The sequence below is a fragment of the Alistipes sp. An116 genome (assembly GCF_002161005.1).
GTDB lineage: Bacteria > Bacteroidota > Bacteroidia > Bacteroidales > Rikenellaceae > Alistipes > Alistipes megaguti.
Map to the genome: position 1 here is coordinate 39811 of NZ_NFLR01000004.1, position 24548 is coordinate 64358.

Below are 24548 nucleotides of genomic sequence, written 5' to 3' on the forward strand. Positions count from 1 at the left end.
TCAACAATTGTTGACAACGGTTTTCGACATTTCGACAGCCTGAAACTTTCAACATCCGCTTCCCGTTTCGTGAGGATTTCGCGGCGGACAACTTTTTATAAAAATTTTTGGTTTCGGGGATTTCTTGTATATACCCTGCCTGATTTTCGAAAAGCAAATTTTCAGGCCCCGACTTTTCCTTTTTTATCATCCGTTGTTGAACCGGTTGTCGACACTTTGTCAACCGTTTTTCATCACTTTGCTGACAATCTTCTCCGCAATCGAACGGTAGCGCTCCTCCACTTCGGGATGCGTCGCCGTAGCCGGACGCCCCTCCTCGGCACCCTCCATAATCGATTGAACGATCGGTATTTCACCCAGGAAATCCACCCCGCTCTTCTCGGCATAGGCCCGCGCGCCGCCCCGTCCGAAGAGGTAGTAGCGGTTCTGCGGCAGTTCGGCCGGCGTAAACCACGCCATGTTCTCGATGATGCCCGCCACCGGGATGTTGACATTCTCGTTGCGGAACATCTCCACGCCGCGCACCACGTCGGCCACGGCCACCTGCTGCGGCGTGGAGACGATCACCGCGGCGTCGATCTTCAGCTCGCCGATGATCGACAGATGCACGTCGCCCGTTCCGGGAGGCAGATCCGCCAGCAGGAAGTCCAGCGTCCCCCACCGCGTCTGGTGAATCATCTGCTTGAGGGCGCTCACGGCCATGGCACCGCGCCACAGCAGCGCATCGGTCGGCTTGATGAAGAAGCCGATCGACATGAGCTTGATGTCCATCGATTCGGCCGGGACGATGTGTTCGGCGCCGTTCTCCTCGACGGCTTCGGGCAGGTAGCCCTCCACGCCGAACATCTTGGGCTGCGAGGGTCCGTAGATGTCGGCATCGAGCACTCCGACGCGGAATCCCATGTTGCGCAGGGCGATGGCCAGGTTGGCCGTGACGGTCGACTTCCCTACCCCACCCTTTCCCGAGGCCACGGCAATGACCTTGGCGATGCCGCCCGTGGTGGTCGAGAGTTTGGGTTCGGGACGCGGTGCGGCGCCGCCCTCCTTGATGACGACGAGCACTTCGGCGCCGGGGAACGCCTCACGCAGCAGCGTTTCGGCCTGGTTTTTGATCTTCACGGCAAAGGGATCGCGCGGCTTGGCGAAGCGCAGCACGACGGTCACCTTGTCCTCGGCCGTAGCCAGGTGTTCGATGAATCCGCTCGAGACGATATCCTTTCCGGTTTCGGGATGGACGATCGAGGCGAGCAGTTGCCTTATTTTTTCCTCCATGGTTGCGAAAAGTTACTTTTTCGCAAAGATAACGTATATTTTCAGTATTAAATATAGGGTGTGGATTTATTTTATCGAAAAACGATAAATTTTATTTGTTTTTCGTAAAAGATCCTTATCTTTGCAAGGGAAGCATATCCGATCGCTGGGCCGTTGCCGGGTCGGTCGGATCTCGATACGGGAAACTCGAACGAAAAATAATCGCAACATGAATTTCTGGAAAACCTTTTTGGCCGGCGTGCTTGCCGTGGTGGCGGGTACGATTCTGGTCTTTTTGTTTTGGATTTTTCTGCTGCTCGGGATCGCCGGGTCGATGGAGAAGAGCGTGACGGTCGCCCCCGGGTCGATTCTGAAGATCGACTTTTCGGAGTTGTTGACCGATGCTCCGTCGAACGATCCGCTGGCGGGCATCGACGTGCTGACGCTGCAGAATACGCCGCAGCTTGCGTTGTTCAAGGCACTGCGGGCGCTTGAGGCGGCGGCGGCCGACGACCGTATCCGGGGCATCTACCTGCGGATGAACGGTGCGGGCGGGATTGCCGGAACGGCCCTGCTCGAGGAGCTGCGCACGGCCCTCGAGGAGTTCCGCCAGAGCGGCAAGTTCATCGTGGCCTACAACGAGACCTATTCGCAGGGACAGTACTACCTGGCTTCGGTGGCCGACCGCATCTATCTGCAGCCGCAGGGGGGCATCGACTGGACGGGACTGGCTTCGAATGTCACCTTCTACAAGGGGCTTCTGGACAAACTCGATCTGAAGGTCGAGGTCTTTCGTCCGACGGCCTGCCGTTACAAGAGTGCCGTCGAGCCCTTTATCCTCGACCGCATGTCGCCGGCCAACCGCGAACAGATGCAGGAGCTCATCAATTCGATGTGGCGGACCATCTCGGGCGATGTCTGCGCGGCACGCGGAATCGACTCCGTGGAGATGCGCCGTCTGACCGACAACCTGGAGGTTTCGCTGGCCGACGAGGCGCTGAAGGCGGGATTTGTCGACGGGCTCCTCTACGAGGACCAGATGAACGACGTCTTTGCCGAACTGGGCGTGGAGGCCGACGGGGATGACTACCGCTTCGTGACGCTGGGACAGTATGCGGCCCAGGTGGGCGCCGATCTGAAGAATATCTCGGCCGATCAGGTGGCGATCGTCTATGCCGACGGACAGATCGTCGACGGCGAGGGTTCCGGCCGTGCGGTCTATGGCAATACGCTGGCCGCGACGCTGGCCGACGTGCGTCGCAACGACCGGATCAAGGCCGTCGTGCTGCGGGTCAACTCCCCCGGAGGCAGCGCACTGGCTTCGGATGTCATCTGGCGTGAAATGGAGCTGCTGCGGGAGGAGAAACCCGTGATCGTTTCGATGGGCTCCTATGCGGCCAGCGGCGGATACTACATTTCGTGTCCGGCCGATGCAATTGTGGCCAACCGGCTGACGCTGACCGGCTCGATCGGAGTCTACGGCATGGTGCTCGATTCGCGGGAGGCGCTGAAGAACAAACTGGGCATCACGGTCGACGGCGTGCAGAGCAACACCTCGTCGGATTTCATGGGCCGTGGACCGCTGACTTCGGTCCAGCGGGCAATGTTGATGCGTGGCGTGGACCAAGTCTACGAGACCTTCACGCAGGATGTCTCCGAGGGGCGCAATCTGCCGTTGGAACGGGTGCTGGAGATTGCCGGCGGCCGGGTCTGGTCGGGTGAGGATGCCCTTGGCATCGGACTGATCGACGGCTGCGGAGGTTTGAAGACGGCCCTTGCCGTTGCCGTGGAGAAGGCCGGATTGGGTGACAATTACCGGGTGGTGGAGGTTCTCGACCAACCGACGGGTCTGTCGGCCATCCTTTCGTCGCTGAACGCCAGTCTGCGGATGGCCTTCACGCGTTCGGAGTTGGGCGAGATGATGAAGGAGTACGGCGAGGTCCGCGAGGCATTGAGCCAGCAGGGAGTGGTGATGTACTCTCCTGTCCGGGTCGACATGCAGTAACGGCCTGCTGACAGAATTTATCCTCAGAGAGGGCGTCCCGAAAGGGGGCGCCCTCTCTTTTTCGGGAATAATTTTGCGCGGCGGAGCGGAATTCTTTCGGCTTTCGCTATCTTTGCAATATGGCAGTAATTCGATTGACCAAGGAATTCTCCTTCGAGGCGGCACACGCGCTCGAAGGTTACGACGGCCCGTGCCGCGAGATTCACGGGCACTCCTATCGCTTTTTCGTCACGGTGAAGGGAACTCCCCTCTGCGATGCGTCGAACCCCAAATGCGGCATGGTGATGGATTTCGGCGTGCTGAAACGCATCGTCAACGAGGAGATCGTTTCGCGCTTCGACCATTCGCTCGTCCTCAAGGCCTCCGAGACCGGCGAGGAGCTTTACCGGGTTCTGTCGGCGCGCTTCGGCAACATCATCACCGTCGACTACCAGCCCACGTGCGAGAACATGCTCGAGGACTTTGCCGCACGCATTTCGGCGCGTCTGCCTCAGGGTGTGACGCTCCATTCGTTGCGGCTGCACGAGACGGCCACCTCGTTTGCCGAGTGGTTTGCCGAAGACAACATCCGACAATAAAGAGCCCGCAGACGATGAAAAAACTCTTTTTGGTAGACGCCTATGCGTTGATTTTCAAGTATTATTACGCCTTTCTGGGGCGGCCCATGCGCAACCGTGCGGGGATGAACACCTCGGTGGTGTTCGGCTTCGTGAAGTTCCTGCGCGACATGCTCAAGCGCGAACATCCCGATCTGCTGGGGGTGGCGTTCGATCCTCCGGGCGGCAGTTTCCGGCGCGAGATCTTCCCCGAATACAAGGCCAACCGTACGGAGACCCCTGAAGACATCCTGCTCTCGGTGCCCTACGTCAAACGGGTGCTGGAGGCGATGCGTATCCCGATCCTCGAGGTTCAGGGCTACGAGGCCGACGACGTGATCGGCACCCTTTCGAGGAAGGGGGCCGAGGCGGGTTATGACGTCTACATGGTGACCCCCGACAAGGATTACGGACAGCTGGTGCGCGACCACTGCCGCATCTACAAGCAGCGCGGATCCGAGGGGAGCATCGAGATCGTCGGCCGCGACGAGATCCGCGAGAAGTACGGCATCGACGACCCGCAGCTGGTGCGCGATATTCTGGCCCTGTGGGGCGATGCGTCGGACAACATCCCCGGCGTGCCGGGCATCGGCGAGAAGGGGGCCTGCAAACTGGTCCGCGAGTGGGGTCCGGTGGAGAACATCCTGGAGAACGTGGCGAAGATCCCCGGCAAACAGGGTGAGAAGATCGCCGCGTGGGCCGACAATCTGCGGCTGGCCAAACGGCTGACGACCATCTGCCTCGACGTGCCGATCGACCTCAGCGAGGAGGAGCTTGCGGTGAGCGAACCCCGTCTGGACGATCTTCGGACGGTCTTTGCCGAACTGGACTTCAAGGCTTTTCTGAACGATTTGTCGAATCTGGCCCCGGCCGAGCCCCTATCGGATGCTCCGCGCCAGGAGGCGCAGACCCAGTTGTCGGACATGGCGCGGGCCAAGTCGGCTGCGGCGCGCCGGGCCGCCATGGCGGGTCAGGGGAGTCTGTTCGGTGAGACGCCCGTCATCCCGCCGCTGCCGAGCGTGAAGCCCGTTCCGGCGGCCGAACTGCAGGCCGAGGCCGAGGAGGAGCCCTTTGCCACGGCCCAGACCACGCCCCACGAATATACGCTCGTCGAGACGGCCGACCGGCTGCGCGAGGTGATCGCCGCCGTGGGCCGCTACGAGGAGTTCTGCTTCGATACGGAGACCACGGGCCTCGATGTCTTCAACGACCGCATCGTGGGTCTTTCGCTGGCCGTCGAACCCTTCCGGGCGTGGTACATCCCCTTCAACGAGGCCAATACGCGCGAATACGTCGAGATCATCCGCCCGCTGTTCGAGAATGAACACATCGCCAAGATCGGCCAGAACGTCAAGTTCGACCTCATGGTGCTGCGGCAGCTGGGCATCACGATCCGCGGCCGCTTCTACGATACGATGATCCTCCACTACTTGCTCGACCCCGAGTCGCGCCACAACATGAACGTGCTGGCCGAGCGTTATCTGAACTACCGCCCGATCGAGATCGAGACGCTGATCGGCAAGGGCTCCAAACAGTTGACGATGGATCTGGTCAACGTCGAGCGGGTGAAGGAGTATGCGGCCGAGGATGCCGACGTGACGCTGCGGCTGAAGCAGGTGCTCTACCCCATGGTCGAACAGATCGGCATGCACGACCTCTACTTCGAGATCGAGGAGCCGATGATCACCGTGCTGGCCGACATCGAGATGGCGGGTGTTCGGATCGACACCGAGGCGCTGGCGCTCTATGCCGTGGAGCTGAACCGCAAGCTGGCGGAGCTGGAGGCGGCCGTACGGGCCGAGGCCGGCGAGCCGAATCTGAACATCAACTCGACGCGTCAGCTGGGCGAGGTGCTCTTCGCGAAGATGCGCATTGCCGAGAAGCCGAAGATGACCCGCACGAAGCAGTTCTGCACCGACGAGGAGTACCTGCAGAGCTTCGCCCACAAACACCGCATCGTCGATCTGATTCTCGAGTACCGCGGTGTGAAGAAGCTGCTGTCGACCTACGTCGAGGCGCTGCCGCAGCTGGTCAACCGCCGTACGGGACGCATCCATACGTCGTTCAACCAGGCGGTGACGGCCACCGGGCGCCTCTCGTCGACGAATCCCAACCTGCAGAACATCCCCGTGCGCGACGAGATGGGGCGCCGCATCCGCAAGGCCTTCATCCCCTCGGATGAGGACCATCTGCTGCTGTCGGCCGACTACAGCCAGGTCGAACTGCGGCTGATGGCCCATCTGTCGGGTGACGAGGCGCTGATCGCCGCCTTCGAACACGGCGAGGATGTCCATGCCGCGACGGCCGCCCGGCTCTTCAACAAATCCATCGACGAGGTGACTCCCGAGGAGCGGCGTCGGGCCAAGACGGCCAATTTCGGCATCATCTACGGCATTTCGGCCTTCGGGCTGAGCCAGCGGCTGGAGATCCCGCGCAAGGAGGCCAAAGAGATCATCGACGGCTATTTCGCCTCCTACCCCAAGGTCCGCGAGTATATGGAGCAGGTGGTGGTGAAGGCCCGCGAGGACGGCTTCGTGACGACGATCTTCGGACGCCGCCGCTATCTGAACGACATCACGTCGCACAACGCCGTGGCGCGGGGTCTGGCCGAGCGCAACGCCGTGAATGCCCCGATCCAGGGTTCGGCGGCCGACATCATGAAGATCGCCATGATCAACGTCCACCGGCGCTTTGCCGCCGAGGGGATCCGCTCGCGGGTGATCCTGCAGGTGCACGACGAACTGGTGGTCGACATGCTGCGCGAGGAGCAGGATCGGGTCGTGCGCATCGTCACCGAGTGCATGGAGACGGCCGCGAAGCTCCGCGTACGGCTCATCGCCGATGCCGGCGTGGGCGAAAACTGGCTCGAAGCCCACTGATCCGGCCGGGTGAGGGGGGGGGAAAGAAAGAGACCTCCCGCACGGAGCAAACAAATCGTAAACAACCGTAAAACGAATGGTATGATCGAACCGATTTACAACCCTTCGCCGTCGCGTTACGACGGCATGCATTATCGGCGGGCGGGCCGCAGCGGAATTCTGCTGCCGTTGCTGTCGCTCGGGATGTGGCACAATTTCGGGAGTCGGCAGACCTTCTCGAAGGTTCGCGAGATGGCCCATTACGCCTTCGACCGGGGCATCGTCCACTTCGATCTGGCGAACAATTACGGCTCGGAGTACGGCACGGCCGAGGAGAATTTCGGGCGTCTGATGGAGACCTCGTTCCGCCCCTACCGCGACGAACTCTTCATCTCGACCAAGGCCGGTTATGACATGTGGCCGGGTCCCTACGGCAACTGGGGTTCGCGCAAGTACCTCATGGCGAGCCTCGACCAGAGTCTGCGCCGCATGAAGCTCGACTACGTGGATCTCTTCTATTCGCACCGTTTCGATCCCGCGACGCCGCTCGAAGAGACGCTGCAGGCCCTGGTCGACATCGTTCGCAGCGGCAAGGCGCTCTACGTGGGGCTGTCGCGTTATCCGCTCGAGGCGGCGCGGTTTGCCTTCGACTATCTGAAGCGGCGCGACGTACCCTGCCTGCTTTTTCAGGACCGTTACAACCTGCTCGATCGCATGCCGGCGGAATCGGGCGTACTGGATCTCACGGTTGCCGAGGGTTCGGGCTTCATCGTCTTCTCGCCGTTGGCGCAGGGGTTGCTGACGAACCGCTATCTGAACGGCATACCGACCGATTCGCGTATGGCTGAGAACCGGACGCTTCACAGCGAGGTGCTCGACGAGACGATGTTGCGGCGTCTGCGGGGGCTCGATGCCCTGGCGCGCGAACGCGGACAGTCGCTGGCCGAAATGTCGCTGGCGTGGCTGCTTCGCGACGAGCGCATCACCTCGGTGATCATCGGCGCCAGCTCCACGGCGCAGATCGAGGACAATCTCCGGGCGATGGAGCATCTGAAGTTCTCCGCCGAGGAGCTTGCGCGCATCGAGGAGCTGCTGGGAGCGTGATTCCGGCCGGAACAAAAAAAGAGCCGCCCTGCAAAGAGGCGGCTCTTTTTTCATGTCCTGAGAGCCGGGATCATTCCGCGGTGTGGACGATGTAGAAGAGGTCGTAGGGTTTCAGATAGACGGTCCAGAGCACCTGTTTGCCGCTCTGCGAGCGGACGATGATCCGCGCCTTGATGACGGCCTTGCGGAACTCGTCGAGGGACATCCCTGCCGGCAGCGGCGTGATGCCAGCCCGTTCGCGGATGTGGTTGACGTAGGCCAGCCCCTCTTCGGGACCGACGGCTTCGGCATAGACCAGCGCGATGTCCGAGAAGCGGATCAGATAGGGTCGGGCGCTGGTTCGCTCGCCGATGAAGTCGGGATCGACGTATTTGCTCGAGAAGTAGCCCTTGATCTGGTTGGGCACGATCGCATTTCCATCCTCGTCGTATATATCGCGGTGGATGAGTTCCGTGCGGCGCTGTCGTACATGATCTGCGGTTCACGCCGCGACTCGGTGTAGCGGTATACGTTGTGCTCCTTCGAGGAGGCGATCGTCAGGTAGGCCTTGGCCATGAGCGATTCGGCGGCGACCTTGTCGGCGCGGCCGAAGACCCTGTTGACCTCAAGCAGCGCGTCGGCGCGGGTCAGGTCGCCCAGGATCAGATCGTAGAGCTGGTCGAGACTCGTGGCCATGGGCGGAGTGGTCAGGGCGAGTTCGGCCAGATCCAGGCTTTCGCGACGGAGAACGACGGCGATTCGCAGTTCTATCCGCTGCTGATGGGTTTCGGGTCGGGGAGCTGCGACATCACGGCCGATCTGACGACCATGACCGTGACCTTCGAAGCGCAGTGACGCCACCCCGTCGGAGCATGAAAACGAAGCCGGGCCTTGTGTGGAACAAGGTCCGGCTTCTGCGTGGTGCGGGGATCGGCTTCGGGCGTCAGAACGAGATACCGACGCGCAGTCCGAAGTTGTTGAGGTTGTTGACCCGGTAGACCAGTACGTCGCCCTCGTTGGTGGCGTAGCTGTAGTAGAGGGCCACGTGGATGCCCATGCGGTAGTCCGGACGCGGGAAGATCGAGACGCCGACCTCGGGCGAGAGGTAGAATCCCCACGTCTCGGTGTATTGGCGCACGACGTAGTAGTAGGACGAAAGCTCGGCGTAGCTGGCACCCAGCTTCATGCCGACGTACGGTTGGAAGATGCTGTCCGTAAGCCAGTTGTAACGGCTCGCAACGCCGAACGGCAGTTGGAACAGCGCATGTTTCTGATTGGTCGTCAGGGCTGCGCCGTCGCCCAGATCGAGCGTCTGACGGTCGATGCTCTCCAGATTGGTCTGGTACGAAAGGAAGGGACCTACGGTGATGGCCGGCGTGACGAAGTAACCGCCTTCGAAGTTCATGCCCCAGCCCGAGGTCTTGTCGGCCAGACCGTTGTCGAGGGGTACGCCCATCTGCCAGTCGACATTGATGTAGGTGTTGGGGATCAACTGCGCTTTGCCCGGCAGGGCGACTGCCAGCAGGACGACGCAGCATGCAAGGGTTTTGAGGTATTTGGCTGTTTTCATGATCGGAAGATTTTGAGTTGGACTATTTGGTCAGATAGGGTGACTGAACGAAGGCCTGATCCACGCCGTCGATCGTACGCTGCAGATTGAGTTCCGAGTCGTTGGTCAGCAGACCGCCGATGAACGTATCCCAGACGATGGGGAGTTTTCGGTTGTTCTCCTCTTCGGCCTCGAGGTTGACCATCTCCATGAGCAGCGAGCCGGCCGTGTAGCCGTAGTAGACGCTGTAGGGGTAGTGCCAGCCGTTCCAGTTTCCCCAGTATCCGGGGGCCCAGTAGTAGGGATAGTACCACCACCAGTAGGGGTTGTTGTAGCCGACGAAGTAGGTCTCCTGACGCACGTAGCTGAGCTGCAGGCCGACGGCTGCCAATGTTTTGTCATCCGTTCGCGTGTAGCCGGCGTTGTTCATCCGGGCGGCCACGGCGTCGATGATCGTCAGGGCGTCGTCGTCTTTCCAGTACTCGGTCCGGTTGTTGTTGCCGATGATGAGGATACTGTCGGGGAGGAAGTAGGTGTCGATTGCGGAGAAGTCGGTTCCCGAATCGTGGGCGGTGTAGACCAGATAATCCTCGTGGAGATCCGACGTCGAGGGGTCTTTCTGGCACGAGCAGAACGCTACTGCGGCGAGTGCGAACGCAAGGTAACGGAGTTGTTTGACGTTCATGATGTTTTTGATTTTTGGTTTGCTGTTCACCCTACCCCAAATTTCGTTCCCGGGTGGGCCGCAAACGGCCTTGCGGTCCGAACGGGACACGAAAAAACCGGAAATCCGCAAAACGGGATTTCCGGTTGGCTCCTGTGGTTCGGAAACGGGTCTGTTACCGATACTTGTGTGAGATGAGGGTCATGAACTCCTCGCGGGTGCGGTGGTCCGAGAGGAAGATGCCCGTGAAGGCGGAGGTCGTTGTGGCGGACTGCTGCTTCTCGATGCCGCGCATCTGCATGCACATGTGGCTGGCCTCGATGACAACGGCCACGCCCATCGGGCTCAGCGCCTCCTGGATGCAGTCGCGGATCTGGACCGTCAGCCGCTCCTGGACCTGCAGCCGGCGGGCGAAACATTCGACCACGCGGGCGATTTTCGACAGTCCGGTGATGTAACCGTTGGGGATGTAGGCCACGTGGGCCTTGCCGTAGAAGGGCAGCATGTGGTGTTCGCAGAGCGAATAGAGCTCGATGTCCTTGACGAGGACCATCTGTTTGTACTCCTCGCGGAACGTCGCCGAGCGGATGATCTCCAGCGGATTTTCGTCGTACCCCTTCGTGAGGAACGACATGGCCTTGGCCACGCGTTCGGGGGTCTTCAGCAGCCCTTCGCGTGCGGGATCCTCGCCCAGCAGGCGCAGGATTTCGGTATAGTGGCCTTTGAGGGCTTCGATCGTCGCGGCGTCGAAGCGCTCCTCCTTTTCATACAGTTTTGTCTCCATGATGGGGCAAAGATACGAATTATTTCATGATCTGGTCGATGACCCGCGAAGTCCGGGCGGCGGAGTGTCCGGTCGAGGGGCAGTGTCCCACGCCGCGGAGTTCGTCGACGATCGTGCGGATCAACGGTCCCTGGATATGCTCCGGGGGTGCGATTTCGAAGCGTTCCGTGCCCTCGGGCGTCTGCAGTTCGATGGGCGAGAAGGCGAAGGTGGCGAAGCGCACCGAGCCGCGGGTGCCGGCGATGAGCACCGAATCCTCCTGCTCGTCGGGTTGCGAGACGAAGCTCCAGAGCCCGGTTCCGCGGACTCCCGAGCAGAACTGCAGCAGTGCGGAGACCGTGTCGGCCACCTCGTACAGTCCTCCGAGATTGCTCTTCGTCCCCTCGGCTGCCGAGATCTCGCCGAGCAGGAAATCGAGAATGTCGAGCGTATGGGGGGCCATGTCGTAGAAGTATCCGTCGCCGCCGACCTCGCGGCGCAGGCGCCACGGCAGGTGGGCCGGATCGCGGTCCTCGGGCCCTGCAGGGCGCAGATAGCGCACCTCGACGCGTTGCGGCGTACCGATCCGCCCTCTCCCGATCAGCTCCTTTACCTTCAGAAAATAGGGCAGCGCACGGCGGTAGTAGGCCACATAGAGGGGCACGCCGCAGCGCTCCGAGGCGGCGATCATCTCCAGACACTCGGCGTAGTTCATCGCCATGGGCTTCTCGACGTAGACGGGTTTGCCGGCCTCCAGGACGCTGATGGCCAGCTCGCGGTGCGAGACGGGCGGCGTGGCGACGTAGACGATGTCGACCTCGGGATCGGCAATCAGCTCCGCGGCGTCGGTGTAGTAGCGGGCGACGCCGTGTCGGCGGGCGAAATCGGCCGCCCGGACCTCGTCGCGCCGCATGACGGCCACTAGTTGCGAGTGGTCCAGCAGGTACATCGGCGGGCCGCTCTTGCGTTCGCAGACGGCGCCGCATCCCAGAATGCCCCAGTGTACGGTCTCCAACGGTTTCATGACGTACGGCTATTTTTCGGTTGCCGCCTCCAGCGAGTGGAGGTATTCGGCCAGTTTGCGTACGGCACGACCGCGGTGCGAGACGGCGTTCTTCTCCTCGGGTGACATCTCGGCGAAGGTCCGCTCGCAGCCGTCGGGGATGAACAGCGGATCGTAGCCGAACCCTTCGTGACCGGCCTCGTGGTCGATGATGCGCCCCTCGACCACCCCTTCGAAGAGGTGTTCTTCGCCGTTGATGATCAGCGAGATGACCGTACGGAAGCGGGCTCTTCGGTCGCTCTTTCCCTCCAGATTGCGGAGCAGCAGGCGGTTGTTGGCCGCAAAGTCGTGACCGTCGGTGGCGTAGCGGGCCGAGTGGACCCCGGGGGCGCCGCCCAGTGCGGCCACCTCGAGTCCCGTATCGTCGGCAAAGCAGTTCTCACCCGTGCGGTCGTGGATGTAGCGGGCCTTCTGCGAGGCGTTGCCCTCGAGGGTCTCCTGCTCTTCGGGAATCTCCTCGGTGATGCCGCACTGACGCGGTGTCACGAGGGTGAAGCCCTCGCCCAGTACGGCCTGTACTTCGCTGAGCTTGTGGGCATTGTTGGTGGCGAATATGATCTTCATGGTGTGTGTTTGGTTTCGATTCGGCTGCGAAGGTAGTCAATTTTCCGGAAATCCCGAACCGGACTCCGCGTCGCGGCCCAGATGTCCGAGTTCGTAGTGTTCGTAGCGGGCGAGGACCTTGCCGCCGCCCAGCAGGTAGAGGTCGTCGCAGACCCCCTCGATCAACGGAATGCGCGTCGAGGTGAGGATCACGGTGCACCCCTCGCTGCCGAGGTGGAGCAGGAGTTGCTGCATGACGAAGATCCGCTCGGGCGTCAGTTCGCGGAAGGGTTCGTCGAGCAGCAGGATGCGTTTGCCGCGCATCAGTGTGAGGATGATGCCGAGGTGTTTTCGGGCCTCGGCGCCGAGCGAGGCGGCCTCCGTGTCGAGCGGCACGGGGAAGCGGCGGAGCAGCGCCTCGGGGTTGACCTTGCGGTCGAACCAGCGGACCAGTCCGATGCAGTCGCGGGCCGTCAGTCCGGGCCAGAAGCGGGGATCGGCCTCGAGCAGGACCATTTCGCGGCGTTGCAGCGGGTGTCCGGCCTCGGAGATTGTCCCGACTTCGGGTTTCAGGTCGCCGTAGATGGCCCGCAACAGGGCCCCGCGCCCCTCGCCCGCAATGCCGTGCACGGCACTCTGGGGCAGGTGCATTGTCACGCCGTCGAGCAGCATCCGCTTACCGTCGCGGATCCGAAGCGAATCAATCGTAATCATGGAGGTAACGGTTCAGGTTGCGTTCGGCCCGCAGGGCGTAGCTGACCATGAGGCCGAGGCTCAGGGGCAGCAGCACGGGGAGGATGAAGCCCGCCAGTCCGAAGCGTTCGGCCATGGGTCGCCGGGGAGTCTGTCCGGGGTGGTAGCGGGCGTATTTGGCCACTACGGCGTAGAGCAGCGCCAGGGCCGAAAGCGGCGCCCAGGCTACGGCAATCCAGGCCGTACGGGGATGGGCCAGGATGGCCAGCAGGGCGAAGGGGATGGCCAGCAGGAAGTAGTTGCGCCAGGCGGTGAGGACCTTGCGCACGAGCAGCCGGCTGGCGTTCATCTCCGGGAGCTGCAGCATCCGGAGGGGTTCGCAGTCGTGGTAGAAGCCGCCGCACGCAATGGCCGCGACGTAGAGGGCCGGGAATCCGGCCGCGGGCAGCAGGATGCAGAGAATCAGTCCTGCGGCGGCGAACCACACGGCCGTGAGGTGGCGCCGCAGTCCGACGGTCCATTCGGGCGAACCGGCGAGCCGTTCGGGACGGATCCAGCGTGCGGTGTGGAGATGTTTTGCGTGGGGCGAGGACATGGCGGTCAGCGGACGACGCCGAGTTTGGCGAGCCGGTCGTCGAGGTCGATCTTCTCGATGATGGTCTTCACCACGAGGTCCATCTCCGAGCCTTCGGCATAGTCGGCCGGGCAGACGTGGTTGACGCGGTTGTCGTGGATGAGTGACGAGAGCTCCTTGCGGGCGCCCTTCTGGTCGGGGTTGTAGACGGCGATCGAGTGTCCGCCGTAATTCTTCACCAGCCGCATGCAGGGAATGTCCGTCGTTCCGTCGCCGACGTAGATCATGTGGCTGAACGGCACGGGGCGTTCGTTTTCGGGGATGTAGCGATTGACCAGCTTCGAGTCGAAGACCGACTCGACCCCCTTGTTGATCTTGAAGATGAACTGTGTCTTGTTGGTGTAGTTGACCGCTACGGCGGGCCAGTAGGCGATTCCGTCGACGTCGTAGAGGAACGAGCAGGCGTAGATTTTGCGGAATTCGTGGGCGATCTCCGTCCCCTCGATGATCTCTTTCAGTCCCGAGGAGTTGATGTAGTGCAGGATGCGGATTCCGCGCTCCTCGCCGTAGCGGTTGATCCGCGCGAACCACTCCTTGACACCGTTGAAGAGCGTGACGCGGCGTCCCGACTCCTGAAAGGCTTCGCGACGCAGCGACAGTCCCTTGGATTTGGCCTCCTGGATCATGCGGGCCATGTACGTAAGGACCATGTCGGCATCCTGGGTCTCGGCCAGCGAATTGGCCTCCGACCAGAACTCCTTGTTGCTCTTCCCGACGGCCGGGATGAAGTCGTACTCCTGCATGTTTCCGGGGGCGAGCGTCCCGTCGAAATCGTAGATCAGGGCTATGGTGAAACGGTAATCCATGGTTTTCGGGATTTGATTTCTCAAAGATAACGTTTTTTTCCTATTTTTGCACGTGGTAATACATAGCGAAGTTTGAGAGTATGGATTTCAAGGAATTGATTGCCAAACGCCGTTCGGTCCGCAAGTTTACGGATCGTCCGGTTCCCGGCGAGGTGGTCGACCGCATCCTCGCGGAGGCACTGACGGCCCCTTCGGCCCGCAATACGCGTACGACGCGCTTTCTGGTGGTCGACGATCCGGCGCTGGTGGCCCGCATGGCCGAGATGCGCGACTACGGTTCGGGATTTCTGAAGAACGCCCCGCTGGCGATCGTCATCCTGGGCGACACCACGACGAGTGATCTGTGGCGGGAAAATGCCGCCATTTCGGCCACGGTGCTCCAGCTGGCCTGCGTCGACGAGGGGCTTGCCTCGTGCTGGGTCCACATCTGCGGGCGCCCGCGGCGCAAGGACGACCCCGAGGGGGAGAAGGCCGCCGACTTCCTGCGGAGTTTCCTGCCCATTCCCGAGTCGTGCGAACCGCTCTGCGCCATCGCCATCGGCTACTCCGACTTCGTGCCGGCGCCGCTGCCCGAGTACGACGACTGGTCGCGGGTCATCCGCCTGTGAGCGGGCTGAGACCGCCCCGCTCCCGAGAGACTGAGTGAACTGAGAGAGAACATTTCGAGAGACTGAGAGAGAACATTTCCGAGAGACTGAGAGAGAATATTTTAACCTAATCAGAAAGACCATGAAAAAGACCATTCTGACAAGCCTTTCCCTGATGGCCGCATTGATCCTCACGAGCTGTGGATCGCAGCGGAAGGAGACCGTTTCCGTCGAGATCTTCAACGAGGGGCTCCGTTACTGCGAGAGCACCTATTCCTATGAGGGCGGTATTCTCATTGCCAACTTCGGCTCCACGCAGCTCGACCCGCTCAACACCGAGGGCAAGGGCTATATCGTCCGCTACAAGGACGGCGCCTCGGAGGTGCTGATTCCGGCCGACGGCAACCTGTCGGGCCCCCGCGGCATGTACCTGCGTGACGGCCGCCTCTTTATCTGCGACGTGAACAAGATCGTCGTCTACAACCTCTCCAACCGCGAGGAGGCACCCCGGGTGATTGCACTCCCCGAGGGTGAGGCCTTCGTCAACGACCTGGCTGCCGAGGGCAACAGCCTCTACGCTTCGGTCACCAATACGGGCCATATCTTCCGCCTCGACATCACGGATCCGGCCCAGCCCGGTGAACCCGAGCTGTGGCTGGAGATTGCCGGCCCCAACGGTCTGGTGATCCGCGACGGTGCGATGTATGTGGCCTGCTATTCGCCCGACGGCCAGGCCCGAAGCGAGCATGTCATCTATCGCATCGCCGACCTGCAGAATCCCGTTGCGGAGCCTTTCGTGACGGTTCCGGGCCAGTACGACGGCATTGCCTTCTCGGGCGACGGCAAGTCGCTCTACGTGACGAACTGGGCTCCGGCCGGCATCTCGCGCATCGACATGCAGACGCGGGAGATCACGCCCGTGGAACTTCCGCTCGAGCAGCCCCTTATCGGCCCGGCCGACATGACCGTTGCCGAGGGCAAGATCTATGTACCCGACCTGCCCAACAGCCGCGTGGTGATCTTCGAAGAGTAGACCGCCGCCTGCCCGAAAGCAAAAAGTCCGGAGTTTTCTCCGGACTTTTTGCTTTCCCTGTTTTGATCTCGGCCGATACCGTCTCCGGCCGTCCTTGCGCTATCGCCCCGTGACGGGCTTGATGTCCTTCACGCGCAGCTGCGTCGAGACCGTACCGCGGTAGTGGTTCTCGACAATCTGATAGCAGACGTCGATCGGTTTGCCGGCGCGGACCCATTCATAGTGCGTCGGTTGTTGGAAGGCGATGGCCTGTAGCTTCGTATTGGGTTTCTGACGCTGCATGAGGTCCATGCGGAGGTGTTCGCTCTCCATGCCGACAAGCTTGGCCTCACCGTGGTTGATCACGCCGTAGGTCACGAAGACCGGGGCCGTATTGCCGGGACCGAAGGGCTGGAAGCGGTTCAGGTCCCGACGGAAGGCGGGCGTGATGTCCGAGAAGAGGAGCTCGCTGTCGATGTCGACCTGCGGGATGAGCATCTGCGGGTCGATGTTCTTCTCGACGAACTCGTTGAAGCGCCGGATGAACTCCCCGACGTTCTCGGGCCGCATCGTCAGACCGGCGGCATACATGTGTCCGCCGAAGTTTTCGAGCAGGTCCGAGCACGACTCAACGGCCTGATAGAGGTCGAATCCCGGCACCGAGCGGGCCGAACCGGTCACGAATCCGTTGCTCATCGTCAGTACGACCGTTGGGCGGTAGTAGGTCTCGATCAGCCGTGAGGCGACGATTCCGACGATGCCCTTCATCCAGCGCGGGTTGTAGATCACCGTGCTCTTCAGGCGCTTGAGTTCGGGATTCTGCTCGATGTATTCGTGGGCCTCCTGCGTGACGTGGCGGTCGATCGACTTGCGGTCACGGTTGTAGGAGTCGATGACGTTGCCGAATTCGGCGGCGACGCTTTCGTTACCCTCGATGAGCAGCTCGACGGCGGCATGACCGCCCGAAGGCGAGGCATTTTCGTCGTTCTCGTCCATGCGCATGCGGCCTGCGGCGTTGATGCGCGGTCCGATTTTGAAGACGATGTCGTCGATGGTGATGTTGTGTTTGTCCAGTCCGCAGATCTTGATGATCGACAGCAACCCCTTCGAGGGTTCGCGGTTGAGATTTTTCAGGCCGTAATAGGCCAGAATGCGGTTCTCACCCGTCAGGGGGACGATGTCCGAGGCGATCGAGACGACGAGCAGGTCCAGCAGGTTGAGAACCTGTTCGGCGGGGATGTGGTTCTTGCGGGCATAGGCCTGCACGAGCTTGAAGCCCACGCCGCATCCCGAGAGTTCGTCGAACGGATAGGAGCAGTCGACCCGCTTGGGGTCCAGAACGGCTACGGCCTGAGGAATCTCCTCGGCCGGGAGGTGATGGTCGCAGATGATGAAATCCACGCCCTTGCTTTTTGCATAGACCACCTTTTCCATGGCTTTGATGCCACAGTCCAGAGCGATGATCAGCCCCACGCCCTTTCGGGCTGCGAGGTCGATACCCTTGATCGAGATACCGTAACCTTCGGTGTATCGGTCAGGGATGTAGAACATCAGGTTTTTGTGCCCGATCTGGCGGAGGAACTTGTAGACCAGCGCAACGGCCGTACAGCCGTCGACGTCGTAGTCGCCGTAGACCATGATCTTCTCGTGGTTGGCGACGGCCCGTTCGACCCGCTCGACCGCACGGTCCATGTCCTTCATCAGGAAGGGGTCGTGCAGATCGGCGAGGTTGGGTCTAAAGAACTTGTCCGCCTTCTCTACCGTGTCTATGCCTCTTTGTACGAGCAGATTGGCCAGTACGGGCGAGATCCGCAGAGCGGCAGCCAACATGGCTACCGTCGCGGGGTCGCCCTGAGGCTTCACTACCCAGCGTTTTTCGATAGGCATACGAGTTGTTATTTATATATTTCAACATTTAATTCTTCACTTAAAAATTTCACAACCAGACGTTTGACCTCCTCCATCGAGGGTGTCGAGCCGGTTTCCGAGGCGATCGAGGCGACGCCGCGGTCGGTGAATCCGCAGGGGTTGATGCGTGAGAACCAACTCAGGTCGGTTGTCACGTTGAGCGCAAACCCGTGCATGGTAACATAACGTGACGAGCGGACTCCTATTGCGCAGATCTTGCGCGGACGGCGCCCTTCGGCATCGATCCAGACGCCCGAGGCCCCGTGGATGCGTCCGCCGCGGATGCCGTAGCGGTCCACCGTGCGGATGACGGCCTCTTCCAGAGCGTCGATGTAGTCGCGCAGTCCGATTCCGAGGCATTCGAGATCCAGAATCGGATAGCCGACCAGCTGTCCGGGACCGTGGAAGGTGATGTCACCGCCGCGGTCGATGTGAAAGAACCCGGCGCCGGCCGCCTCGAGCGCTTCGCGGCTGACCAGCAGGTTTTCGGCGTGTCCGCTCTTGCCGAGCGTGTAGACCGGCGTATGCTCGACGAGCAGCACTTCGCCGGCCAGTTCCCGCCCGTGCGGGTCGGCCAGACGTGCGCAGTCGGCTGCCAACATCGGACCAAACGCCCCTCCGGCGTCCGTATTTGTCTCCGATGCGTGCCCGGCGGACGTACTTTCGTCCGCTGTTTTCGCCTCCGAAGCGCATTCGGCGGCTACCCTCTCGCCACACTCCCGGCTACCGGAACGTTTCCGGGCCAGAAGGGCGTCGAAGAGCTCCTGCTGCAGTTTCCAGCAGGCGGCATACTCCAGGGTTCCGAGATCCCTCAGCAGGGCTTTCATTGCTACAAACCTTTTACGCTACGCAGGGCTTCTTCGGCCATGTACGACGAGCGGACCAGGGGTGCACTCGCGCAATAGCTGAAACCCATCTCCAGCGCCTGAAGTCTGTACCATTCGAATTTTTCGGGAGTGATATACGCCGCAACGGGGTAGTGCTCCAGAGTAGGCCGAAGGTACTGACCAAGCGTTACGATCCTGACGCCCGCCTGACGCAGGTCGTGCAGGGTCTGTAAAACTTCATCATCGCTTTCGCCGAGTCCGACCATCAGACCGCTTTTGGTCACGACACCCCGGCTGCTCAGGTAGCGCAGGGTCGCCAGACTGGTCCGATACCTGGCCCGGGAACGGACCAGCGGGGTCAATCGCTCGACGGTTTCGATGTTGTGCCCGATGATGTCGGGCTTCGACGCGATGACCGTATCCAACAGGTCGGGTCGTGCGTCGAGATCGGGAATAAGGAGCTCAATTACGGCGTCGGGGTTCTGCGACCGGATCGCCTCCACGGTAGCGGCCCAATGGGCGGCGCCGCCGTCGGGGAGATCGTCGCGGGTCACGGAAGTGACGACGACATACTTCAGTTTCATCAGGGCGACGCTTTCGGCGACCTTGCGGGGTTCGTCGGCATCGGGAGCCTCGGGACGCCCCGTTCGGGTGGCGCAGAAGCGGCAGCCGCGGGTACAGATCTCACCCAGGATCATGAATGTCGCGGTTCTGCGGCTCCAGCATTCGGCCTGATTGGGACAGCGACCGCTGCTGCAAATGGTATGCAGCCCGTGTTTTTCGACGATGTCGTGCACCTCGGCCCATTCTGGAGTTTGGCGGAGTCGGATCTTCAGCCATCCGGGTTTTTTGAGAACATCTACCTTGTCATGAAACTTCGGCATTTAAGTTCATTATTTTCCTATTGTTGCAAAAATAGAAAAAATAATTGACAATTCCCAATGTATCTTTTTGCTCCTGCTCAGCGAATCGCCCTTCCGGCCGGAGCCCGGGTTTTGGAACTGCGACTTTTTTGTATTATCTTTGTTGCATCCTGTATGCGGGGCCTTTCGATTGCCCGAAATACCTTTTGTCGCGCCATGTGATTCATTTCAAGCCGATTCCATAGAGACATTCTGCCGAATTCCGGTCCGTTGCGATCGCATTTGCGGGGTTATTGCGTCCATGCGTACAGCTCCGGTCCGGAATCTTGAGTCCGTTTTTTGAAATTTTGTCTCCATGGAAAATCAACGACCTTTGAGCTTGGGTCACCGCCTGGTGGCCCGGCTGCGGAGCGACCGCCTGATGCTGTCGCCCGATCTGCGGCGGGAGATCGTCGCCGCCTCTTACCGTCCGGTCCGCCTCGGCGGCTTCGGTGCGGAGGCCGACCGGAGGGCCTTCGACGCGAGCCGCGCCTTCGAACGGCTGGCCGATCTCTATCTTCTGCTTGGATCACCTGCCGCGGCACTCCGTTGCCTCGAACAGGCTGCTCTGGCTGCTCTCTGCGGCGAGGAGTACGGCTACGATGCCGAGTCGTTTCCCGCCCGTTTTCTTCGGATCCGTTTCTACCATCTCTTCGATCGGCTCATCGCCTGCCGGGCCTCCGACACCCGGCTTCGGGCCGTGCCGTTGGATCCGCAACTGGTCGCCGACGCCCGGCGATTGGGCGGCAGATACCTCTGAGTGTCAGCCGGTAATGAACTTCAGACAGAATCCTCCGGTTCCCTTTCCGGGAAAAGAGAAGTGGCCCGATACATCGTATCGGGCCACTCAGGTTAGGTTAGTTAGGTTAATGAGAGTGGGAGAACCCCACGTTTGATACACAAATGTAGGCCAAATTTTACGATGATCCAAATATTTTGTAACATTTTTTTCAAAGGCGCAGAAAATATTTTACAATTCGTAATTAAAAAAAATTAATTTTGCTCGATTTTATAAGTTTTTGTTTAAAGCGCCTGCCGGATTTCGCCGGCTTCGGCGGCCTGCACCTCGTTTTGCAGACTCTCCTCGGCCGAGGAGGCCAGGTGTCGGTGGCGATAGGTGGCCGGGGTCATCTGATACTCCTTTTTGAAGAGTTTGATAAAATGCGAGGTGTTGGGGAAGGTGCACTCGTTACCGATTTCGGAGATTGATTTCGAGGTGGAGATCAGCAGCAGGCGGGCATGCATCAGCCGCTGGCGGATATACCACTTGTGCGGCGGCATTTCGAAATGGCGCCGGAACTCCTTCTTGAACGAGGTGAGCGAACGATTGGTGAGTTTGGCCAGCTCCTCGATCGAGATATCCTTGAAGATGTGGTCGTAGACGATCTGTTCGAAATTCTCCCGGGCCGTATCGACGTTGTTGAGCAGTTTGCTCTTCAGGCAGCAGTCTTCGTGGGAGGCGATCAGATAGATCAGTTCGGTCATTTTGATATTCTCGGCCGTTTCGTCGTGGCGGAACTCCTCGTCACGCAGATAGTTGTTCGTGTTGGTGAAAAAGTTGCGCAGCGAGTTCCAGGCGGGCATGAAGATTTCGTTACGGTTGCGGCAGTTTTCGCACGAATGGTCGTTCGAGATGTTGAGCCCGTAGGTGATGTTCAGGTGCATGAGAATCTTCTGCAGCTTCTCGGGCGTATAGTAGAAGAGGATCTGTTCGAAGGGTTGTCCGCCTTCGGGGCAGTTTTCGGTGTAGTGGTGGCCGATACCCAGGTAAAAGACGTCGCCGCGGGAGAGGGTTTGGCGTTTGTCGCCGTCGTAGATGTTCTTGGTTCCGCGAAGGATGTAGCCGATGGCGTAGCGGGAGAGGACCTGTGTTTGGATTCCGTTGTGAAGTGGTTCCATGTACTTCACAATCATCGGTTGTTGGCCCGATGAATTCATTGAATTCTTCATGTTAATTGTAATTTAAGTTTTTTGGAACAAAGCGTTGCGTCACATTTGTCCGAACTCAAATATACAATTAAAACTTTTCAATCTACTATAATGAATAGCATATTTAGGCACAAATGGTGAAATAGGACAGTTTTTGCTATGTTTCAGACTAAATATATTATTGTAATAAGAGGGTGCTCAAGCTTCCGAGCGTGAGCAGGAGATAGAGAATGAGCGTCGGAAGTCGGTGGATCCGAACGAGAAGGAAGGGAATCAGAATGGCCGACGGCACGGCCAGCAGCAGGATTTCGCCCGACGTCGATACGGGATTGAGCAGTGTGGGGATGAGCAGAATCAGCAGGAAGATCTGGAAGATGAAGATGGCCCGGGGTTTGTTTCCGGCGGCGTAGCTGTCGGCGAGGAAGAAGAAGAGGGCCAGCAGATCGAGCAGCAGGAGCGCTCCGAGGAGGATGAGATTCGGGATCGGGATGGCTCGTGCGGCCTCGAGGGCCGATCCGTTCGTAAAGGCTTCGACGGCCTGTTCAAAGGGGGCGGTGAAATCGCCTCCGGCTCCCCAGTTGACATATCCGAAGGCAAGGATCGGCAGCAGGAATCCGGCCAGGGCGACGACCGATTCGCGCAGTGTGCGGTGGAAGAGGATGATGGCCAGCGGCAACAGTGCGACAAGGGGCAGTGCCGCGGGAGCGGTGAGCAGCAGGATGCCCAGATAGAGTGATGCGCGGAACAGGGCATCGAAAGCATATCCGTTGCAGAACGAGCGTGCGAAGTTCTTCACCGAAAGGGCCAGCAGCGTATTGGCAACGAGCATCTGCAGTAGTCCCCCTTCGAGGGCGAGCCCCGCGGTGAATGCGGCGTAGAGCGGGATGGCCAGGCAGGTCCCGACGGAGTAGAGGTTGTAGCGCAGGGTCAGGCGTCCGAGACTCATGCCCGTGAAGAGCATCAGCAGCGCCCCGATTGCGCGGGTCCACCCCGGGAAGGCGCCTTGAAACTCCCCGAGCAACTCCTCAAGCGTCTTGACGGCGAACACTCCGTGGGTCGGGATGGCGAGGTTTTCGGGGTTGAATTCGCCCGTTAACGGGACCTTCCACATCGCGAGGGCCGTGATTGCCGCAAGCGTCAGAAAGGCCGGGACAAGCGGCTGCCGTGCGATGTTGAATTTCATGTCGATGTGTTTTTCGGGGTAAAATTAGCGAAAAAAGCTGAAAGTTGCGTAACTTTGTTCGATTCGGTATGTGGCGGGTCTTCGCCGTGTGCGCACGCCCTGTTGCCGAACGGATTGAACCGTGTGATCATGTTGGAGAATCAGTATCAGTACGAAAAGCGCGAGGCCGGTTGTGACGAAGCCGGTCGGGGATGTCTTGCGGGGCCGGTTTTTGCGGCGGCCGTGATTCTTCCGCCCGATTTTCACGATCCGTTGCTGAACGATTCGAAGCAGATGACCGAGCGTAACCGGGACAAACTCCGTGTCATCATCGAGCGTGAAGCCATAGCGTGGGCCGTGGAGGCGGTTTCGGCGGCGCGCATCGACGAGATCAACATTCTCAACGCCTCTTTCGAGGGGATGTCGCTGGCCGCGGCCCGGCTCGATCCGGCCCCGGAGTTTCTGGCCATCGACGGCAACCGGTTCCGCACGTGTCTGGAGATTCCGTGGCAGTGCATAGTCAAGGGGGACGGGAAGTATGCCGACATTGCGGCGGCCTCGGTCCTTGCCAAGACCCATCGCGACGAGTATATGCGGCATCTGGCCGAGGAGTATCCCCAATACGGGTGGTCGAAGAACAAGGGCTACCCGACGCGTGAACACCGCCTTGCCATCCGGGAGTATGGTCTTACCCCCTATCATCGGCTGACCTTCAACCACGAGATCGACCAGTTGGAGCTGCCGTTCGGGTGATGTCCCTCCTCCGTTGAATCCGGTCTATGGTCCGGTCCTTTCTGCCGATGTTCGCATCGGCCGGCTTGTCGTATCCGCCTTGGTTCTGCAGCTTGCTTGCTTTGGAGTACCTTTTCTTTCCGGTTCTCCTGCTTCGAGGTTCTCCGGCTCGGCTGCCTTCTTGCCCCGTGGTCTCAAGGTTCTCCGGCTCGGCTGCCTTCTTGCCCCGTGGCCTCAAGGTTCTCCGGCTCGGCAGTCTTCTTGCCCCGTGGCCTCAAGGCTCTGCGGCTTCACAGTCCCGCCGCTCTGCTGTCCCGCAGCTCTGCTGTTCCTCAGCCCTGCTGTTCCTCTGCCCTCTACGGCCTTGGCCACTCATTTCTTTTGCCTCGACCCCTCTTCTCCCCGCTCCTTACCCTGCACCGCTCCTCCAACAAAAACGGCCCTCCACCCATGTGGAGAGCCGTTTTTCAACATTCGATCGAGACCGGATTCTATTGGTACTGATATCCCAGCGTCTTGGATGCCGCATAGGAGATCTTCAGCGCGTTGGCACGGCGCAGCTCCTGCTTGACGTCGGTTATGATACCCATCTTGGTGGCCTGGTCGGCCTTCAGGCAGATGGTCATCGATGCGCGGTCTGCTTCGCTGAGCTTGTCGCGTTCTGCGGCTACGAAATCCAGAATGTCACGGGTCGATTTGTAGGAGTCGTTCAACTGGATGCGGGGCGCGGTACCGAACTTTGCCTGCATCAGCAGCGACGGGGGACCGATGTGGATGAAGCTGACGAGGGATTTTTTCTCGAGCTTCTGCACTTCGGTAGCTTCCGGGAGCTTGTATCTCACGAGCAGTTCCTGATCACGCATGGTCGTGGAGACCATGAAGAAGAAGAGGATCATGAAGATCACGTCGGGAAGCGAAGCGGTCGAGATAGCGGGGACTTCTTTTTTGTCACCCGTCTTTTTCATTACTGCCATGGCTTAC

At 60.3% G+C, this 24548-nt stretch carries 25 protein-coding genes; 9 read left to right on the top strand and 16 right to left on the bottom strand.

What is annotated here, in order from left to right; translation table 11 throughout:
* Window positions 1-219: 219 nt before the first annotated feature.
* A complete protein-coding gene (locus tag B5E60_RS03715; protein ID WP_087309551.1) occupies window positions 220-1272 on the bottom strand; it encodes an Mrp/NBP35 family ATP-binding protein in 1053 nt (350 codons plus the stop codon).
* A gap of 208 nt (window positions 1273-1480) precedes the next feature.
* Here B5E60_RS03715 and sppA point away from each other — a divergent pair, with 208 nt between their 5' ends.
* The 4 genes from sppA to B5E60_RS03735 all read left to right on the top strand — a co-directional run bounded on the left by sppA (window position 1481) and on the right by B5E60_RS03735 (window position 7814).
* Window positions 1481-3256, top strand: a complete 1776-nt coding sequence (gene sppA, locus B5E60_RS03720; RefSeq protein WP_087309552.1) for a signal peptide peptidase SppA — start codon at window positions 1481-1483, stop codon at window positions 3254-3256.
* 119 nt (window positions 3257-3375) lie between these two features.
* Window positions 3376-3834 (top strand): 6-pyruvoyl trahydropterin synthase family protein, encoded by a 459-nt coding sequence (locus B5E60_RS03725; RefSeq protein WP_197714849.1) that lies wholly within the window; start codon window positions 3376-3378, stop codon window positions 3832-3834.
* Window positions 3835-3848: 14 nt separating this feature from the next.
* Window positions 3849-6731 carry a DNA polymerase I gene (polA, locus tag B5E60_RS03730; RefSeq protein ID WP_087309554.1) on the top strand — a complete coding sequence of 961 codons (2883 nt, stop codon included), beginning with the start codon at window positions 3849-3851 and terminating at the stop codon, window positions 6729-6731.
* Between the two features lie 81 nt (window positions 6732-6812).
* Entirely contained in the window at window positions 6813-7814 is a 1002-nt protein-coding gene (locus B5E60_RS03735) for an aldo/keto reductase (RefSeq protein ID WP_087309555.1), read from the top strand.
* A 70-nt stretch (window positions 7815-7884) separates the two neighbouring features.
* On the opposite strand, the gene B5E60_RS14155 is transcribed toward B5E60_RS03735, so the two are convergent.
* Window positions 7885-8220 carry a RagB/SusD family nutrient uptake outer membrane protein gene (locus B5E60_RS14155; RefSeq protein ID WP_239403215.1) on the bottom strand — a complete coding sequence of 112 codons (336 nt, stop codon included), beginning with the start codon at window positions 8218-8220 and terminating at the stop codon, window positions 7885-7887.
* A 107-nt stretch (window positions 8221-8327) separates the two neighbouring features.
* Between B5E60_RS14155 and B5E60_RS14160 the strand changes: the two genes are divergently transcribed.
* Window positions 8328-8648: a hypothetical protein gene (locus B5E60_RS14160; RefSeq protein WP_239403216.1), complete on the top strand. Its 321-nt coding sequence runs from the start codon at window positions 8328-8330 to the stop codon at window positions 8646-8648.
* A gap of 88 nt (window positions 8649-8736) precedes the next feature.
* On the opposite strand, the gene B5E60_RS03745 is transcribed toward B5E60_RS14160, so the two are convergent.
* The 8 genes from B5E60_RS03745 to B5E60_RS03780 all read right to left on the bottom strand — a co-directional run bounded on the left by B5E60_RS03745 (window position 8737) and on the right by B5E60_RS03780 (window position 14508).
* A complete protein-coding gene (locus B5E60_RS03745) occupies window positions 8737-9363 on the bottom strand; it encodes an outer membrane beta-barrel protein (protein ID WP_087309556.1) in 627 nt (208 codons plus the stop codon).
* A 22-nt stretch (window positions 9364-9385) separates the two neighbouring features.
* Window positions 9386-10027, bottom strand: coding sequence for a DUF4136 domain-containing protein (locus B5E60_RS03750; protein ID WP_087309785.1), 642 nt, complete (start codon window positions 10025-10027; stop codon window positions 9386-9388).
* A 154-nt stretch (window positions 10028-10181) separates the two neighbouring features.
* Window positions 10182-10790, bottom strand: coding sequence for a GTP cyclohydrolase I FolE (folE, locus tag B5E60_RS03755; protein ID WP_087309557.1), 609 nt, complete (start codon window positions 10788-10790; stop codon window positions 10182-10184).
* A gap of 19 nt (window positions 10791-10809) precedes the next feature.
* A complete protein-coding gene (locus B5E60_RS03760; RefSeq protein WP_342394892.1) occupies window positions 10810-11793 on the bottom strand; it encodes a Gfo/Idh/MocA family protein in 984 nt (327 codons plus the stop codon).
* Window positions 11794-11802: 9 nt separating this feature from the next.
* Window positions 11803-12396, bottom strand: a complete 594-nt coding sequence (gene rdgB, locus B5E60_RS03765; protein ID WP_087309558.1) for an RdgB/HAM1 family non-canonical purine NTP pyrophosphatase — start codon at window positions 12394-12396, stop codon at window positions 11803-11805.
* A gap of 36 nt (window positions 12397-12432) precedes the next feature.
* Complete coding sequence (locus B5E60_RS03770) at window positions 12433-13089, bottom strand: ATP-binding cassette domain-containing protein (RefSeq protein WP_087309559.1); 657 nt, start codon at window positions 13087-13089, stop codon at window positions 12433-12435.
* The gene (locus B5E60_RS03775; protein ID WP_087309560.1) at window positions 13076-13663 is read right to left on the bottom strand and encodes a hypothetical protein; all 588 of its coding nucleotides are present in this window, start codon (window positions 13661-13663) and stop codon (window positions 13076-13078) included. Before B5E60_RS03775 ends, B5E60_RS03770 begins: the two co-directional genes overlap by 14 nt.
* Window positions 13664-13668: 5 nt before the next feature.
* Window positions 13669-14508: an HAD family hydrolase gene (locus tag B5E60_RS03780; RefSeq protein ID WP_087309561.1), complete on the bottom strand. Its 840-nt coding sequence runs from the start codon at window positions 14506-14508 to the stop codon at window positions 13669-13671.
* 80 nt (window positions 14509-14588) lie between these two features.
* Here B5E60_RS03780 and B5E60_RS03785 point away from each other — a divergent pair, with 80 nt between their 5' ends.
* Both B5E60_RS03785 and B5E60_RS03790 read left to right on the top strand, forming a co-directional pair.
* Window positions 14589-15116: a nitroreductase family protein gene (locus tag B5E60_RS03785; RefSeq protein WP_087309562.1), complete on the top strand. Its 528-nt coding sequence runs from the start codon at window positions 14589-14591 to the stop codon at window positions 15114-15116.
* Between the two features lie 121 nt (window positions 15117-15237).
* Window positions 15238-16128 (top strand): SMP-30/gluconolactonase/LRE family protein, encoded by an 891-nt coding sequence (locus B5E60_RS03790; protein ID WP_087309563.1) that lies wholly within the window; start codon window positions 15238-15240, stop codon window positions 16126-16128.
* A gap of 99 nt (window positions 16129-16227) precedes the next feature.
* Here the strand turns inward: B5E60_RS03790 and recJ are convergent, their stop codons facing one another.
* From recJ to lipA, 3 genes are read right to left on the bottom strand one after another with little or no spacing between them, the layout of a single operon-like run.
* The gene (gene recJ / locus B5E60_RS03795; RefSeq protein WP_239403217.1) at window positions 16228-17994 is read right to left on the bottom strand and encodes a single-stranded-DNA-specific exonuclease RecJ; all 1767 of its coding nucleotides are present in this window, start codon (window positions 17992-17994) and stop codon (window positions 16228-16230) included.
* Window positions 17995-18002: 8 nt separating this feature from the next.
* On the bottom strand, window positions 18003-18842 hold the full coding sequence (gene lipB / locus B5E60_RS03800) for a lipoyl(octanoyl) transferase LipB (RefSeq protein ID WP_239403218.1): 840 nt from the start codon (window positions 18840-18842) through the stop codon (window positions 18003-18005).
* Window positions 18843-18844: 2 nt separating this feature from the next.
* Window positions 18845-19726 carry a lipoyl synthase gene (gene lipA / locus B5E60_RS03805; RefSeq protein ID WP_087309564.1) on the bottom strand — a complete coding sequence of 294 codons (882 nt, stop codon included), beginning with the start codon at window positions 19724-19726 and terminating at the stop codon, window positions 18845-18847.
* A gap of 334 nt (window positions 19727-20060) precedes the next feature.
* On the opposite strand from lipA, the gene B5E60_RS03810 reads away from it, so the two are divergent.
* Window positions 20061-20504, top strand: a complete 444-nt coding sequence (locus tag B5E60_RS03810) for a hypothetical protein (protein WP_143260648.1) — start codon at window positions 20061-20063, stop codon at window positions 20502-20504.
* Between the two features lie 263 nt (window positions 20505-20767).
* On the opposite strand, the gene B5E60_RS03815 is transcribed toward B5E60_RS03810, so the two are convergent.
* On the bottom strand, window positions 20768-21694 hold the full coding sequence (locus B5E60_RS03815) for a helix-turn-helix domain-containing protein (protein WP_087309566.1): 927 nt from the start codon (window positions 21692-21694) through the stop codon (window positions 20768-20770).
* 157 nt (window positions 21695-21851) lie between these two features.
* A complete protein-coding gene (locus B5E60_RS03820; RefSeq protein ID WP_087309567.1) occupies window positions 21852-22856 on the bottom strand; it encodes a hypothetical protein in 1005 nt (334 codons plus the stop codon).
* A gap of 129 nt (window positions 22857-22985) precedes the next feature.
* Between B5E60_RS03820 and B5E60_RS03825 the strand changes: the two genes are divergently transcribed.
* Window positions 22986-23588, top strand: coding sequence for a ribonuclease HII (locus tag B5E60_RS03825; RefSeq protein ID WP_087309792.1), 603 nt, complete (start codon window positions 22986-22988; stop codon window positions 23586-23588).
* A gap of 470 nt (window positions 23589-24058) precedes the next feature.
* Here B5E60_RS03825 and B5E60_RS03830 read toward each other — a convergent pair whose 3' ends face one another.
* Window positions 24059-24541: an ExbD/TolR family protein gene (locus B5E60_RS03830; RefSeq protein ID WP_446697991.1), complete on the bottom strand. Its 483-nt coding sequence runs from the start codon at window positions 24539-24541 to the stop codon at window positions 24059-24061.
* Window positions 24542-24548: the final 7 nt, after the last annotated feature.

Bases quoted from the DNA above. Each gene is read 5' to 3' on its own strand.
- B5E60_RS03775 (WP_087309560.1), bottom strand. From the start codon at position 13,663: ATGTCCTCGCCCCACGCAAAACATCTCCACACCGCACGCTGGATCCGT.
- B5E60_RS03790 (WP_087309563.1), top strand. From the start codon at position 15,238: ATGAAAAAGACCATTCTGACAAGCCTTTCCCTGATGGCCGCATTGATC.
- recJ (WP_239403217.1), bottom strand. From the start codon at position 17,994: ATGCCTATCGAAAAACGCTGGGTAGTGAAGCCTCAGGGCGACCCCGCG.
- lipA (WP_087309564.1), bottom strand. From the start codon at position 19,726: ATGCCGAAGTTTCATGACAAGGTAGATGTTCTCAAAAAACCCGGATGG.
- B5E60_RS03815 (WP_087309566.1), bottom strand. From the start codon at position 21,694: ATGAAGAATTCAATGAATTCATCGGGCCAACAACCGATGATTGTGAAG.
- sppA (WP_087309552.1), top strand. From the start codon at position 1,481: ATGAATTTCTGGAAAACCTTTTTGGCCGGCGTGCTTGCCGTGGTGGCG.
- folE (WP_087309557.1), bottom strand. From the start codon at position 10,790: ATGGAGACAAAACTGTATGAAAAGGAGGAGCGCTTCGACGCCGCGACG.
- B5E60_RS03735 (WP_087309555.1), top strand. From the start codon at position 6,813: ATGATCGAACCGATTTACAACCCTTCGCCGTCGCGTTACGACGGCATG.
- B5E60_RS03725 (WP_197714849.1), top strand. From the start codon at position 3,376: ATGGCAGTAATTCGATTGACCAAGGAATTCTCCTTCGAGGCGGCACAC.
- B5E60_RS03770 (WP_087309559.1), bottom strand. From the start codon at position 13,089: ATGATTACGATTGATTCGCTTCGGATCCGCGACGGTAAGCGGATGCTG.
- B5E60_RS03760 (WP_342394892.1), bottom strand. From the start codon at position 11,793: ATGAAACCGTTGGAGACCGTACACTGGGGCATTCTGGGATGCGGCGCC.
- B5E60_RS03715 (WP_087309551.1), bottom strand. From the start codon at position 1,272: ATGGAGGAAAAAATAAGGCAACTGCTCGCCTCGATCGTCCATCCCGAA.
- B5E60_RS03780 (WP_087309561.1), bottom strand. From the start codon at position 14,508: ATGGATTACCGTTTCACCATAGCCCTGATCTACGATTTCGACGGGACG.
- rdgB (WP_087309558.1), bottom strand. From the start codon at position 12,396: ATGAAGATCATATTCGCCACCAACAATGCCCACAAGCTCAGCGAAGTA.
- B5E60_RS03830 (WP_446697991.1), bottom strand. From the start codon at position 24,541: ATGGCAGTAATGAAAAAGACGGGTGACAAAAAAGAAGTCCCCGCTATC.
- B5E60_RS03785 (WP_087309562.1), top strand. From the start codon at position 14,589: ATGGATTTCAAGGAATTGATTGCCAAACGCCGTTCGGTCCGCAAGTTT.
- polA (WP_087309554.1), top strand. From the start codon at position 3,849: ATGAAAAAACTCTTTTTGGTAGACGCCTATGCGTTGATTTTCAAGTAT.
- B5E60_RS03750 (WP_087309785.1), bottom strand. From the start codon at position 10,027: ATGAACGTCAAACAACTCCGTTACCTTGCGTTCGCACTCGCCGCAGTA.
- B5E60_RS03825 (WP_087309792.1), top strand. From the start codon at position 22,986: ATGTTGGAGAATCAGTATCAGTACGAAAAGCGCGAGGCCGGTTGTGAC.
- B5E60_RS03745 (WP_087309556.1), bottom strand. From the start codon at position 9,363: ATGAAAACAGCCAAATACCTCAAAACCCTTGCATGCTGCGTCGTCCTG.
- lipB (WP_239403218.1), bottom strand. From the start codon at position 18,842: ATGAAAGCCCTGCTGAGGGATCTCGGAACCCTGGAGTATGCCGCCTGC.
- B5E60_RS03810 (WP_143260648.1), top strand. From the start codon at position 20,061: ATGGAAAATCAACGACCTTTGAGCTTGGGTCACCGCCTGGTGGCCCGG.
- B5E60_RS03820 (WP_087309567.1), bottom strand. From the start codon at position 22,856: ATGAAATTCAACATCGCACGGCAGCCGCTTGTCCCGGCCTTTCTGACG.